Source organism: Pseudomonas sp. SZ57, from assembly GCF_009495975.1.
In the GTDB taxonomy this organism is placed as follows: Bacteria; Pseudomonadota; Gammaproteobacteria; order Pseudomonadales; family Pseudomonadaceae; genus Aquipseudomonas; species Aquipseudomonas syringae.
The window spans coordinates 1-1,459 of record NZ_WIBD01000053.1; the positions used below are offsets into that span (position 1 = coordinate 1).

General features: G+C 59.1%; 1 protein-coding gene. It reads left to right on the forward strand.

Annotation, left to right across the window (positions count from 1 at the left end):
* Positions 1–1,459 (forward strand): calcium-binding protein (locus tag GE543_RS26955; RefSeq protein WP_306092885.1); only part of this gene is annotated, 1,459 nt, incomplete at both ends.

Below are 1,459 nucleotides of genomic sequence, written 5' to 3' on the forward strand. Positions count from 1 at the left end.
TACACGCCGCTCTTCCGATCTGACAGCCTGGCCGGTGGTTCGGGTGCCGATACCCTGAACGGTGAAGACGGTAACGAATTGCTGCAAGGCGGTCTGGGCAATGACATCCTTAACGGTGGCGCCGGCAATGATGTGCTCGATGGCGGTGCTGGCAATGATCGTCTGGATGGTGGTGCCGGTGACGATACCTACCTGTTCGGTAAGGGCTCGGGTCAGGACACGATCTACTACGCCAACGAAAGCCGCGTCGGCAAGGTCGATACCATTCAATTGGTCGACCTCAATGCAGCCGATGTCAGCGTTTCGCGAGACAGCTATGACCTGGTGATTCGCATCAACGGCACGACTGATACGTTGCGCGTCGTGTATCACTTCATGAGCGATGCCACAGCCGGTTATCAGATTGACCGCATCCAGTTTGCCGATGGCAGTGCCTGGGATCTGGACGCAATCAAGACTCAGGTATTGAAGGGGAATGATGCTGACCAGTCCCTGACGGGTTACGCCACCGACGACCTGATCGACGCCGGTGCCGGTGACGACACCGTCAGTGGTGGTGCTGGCAATGACACCCTGGTTGGTGGTTCGGGTGACGACACCGTCAGTGGTGGTGCTGGCAACGACAGCCTGGCCGGTGGCTCGGGTGCCGATACCCTGAACGGTGAAGAGGGTAACGATCTGCTGCAAGGCGGTTCGGGCAATGACATCCTCAACGGCGGCGCCGGCAATGACGTGCTCGATGGCGGTGCTGGCAATGATCGTCTGGATGGTGGTGCCGGTGACGATACCTACCTGTTCGGCAAGGGCTCGGGTCAGGACACGATCTACTACGCCAACGAAAGCCGCGTCGACAAGGTCGATACGATTCAGTTGGTCGGCCTCAACGCAGCCGACGTCAGCGTTTCGCGAGACAGCTATGACCTGGTCATTCGGGTCAACGGGACGACCGATACCTTGCGTGTTACGTATCACTTTATGAGTGATGCGACCTCGGGTTATCAGATCGACCGCATCCAGTTTGCCGATGGCAGTGCCTGGGATCTGGACGCAATCAAGACTCAGGTATTGAAGGGGAATGATGCTGACCAGTCCCTGACGGGTTACGCCATCGACGATCTGATCGACGCCGGTGCTGGTGACGACACCGTCGGTGGTGGTGCTGGCAACGACAGCCTGGCCGGTGGTTCGGGTGCCGATACCCTGAACGGCGATGAGGGTAACGATCTGCTGCAAGGCGGTTCGGGCAATGACATCCTCAACGGCGGCGCCGGTAATGACGTGCTTGATGGCGGTGCTGGCAATGACCGTCTGGACGGTGGTGCCGGAGACGACACCTACCTGTTCGGCAAGGGGGCGGGGCAGGACACGATCTACTATGCCAACGAAAGCCGCGTCGGCAAGGTCGATACCATTCAATTGCTCGACCTCAACGCAGCCGATGTCAGCGTTTCGCGAGACA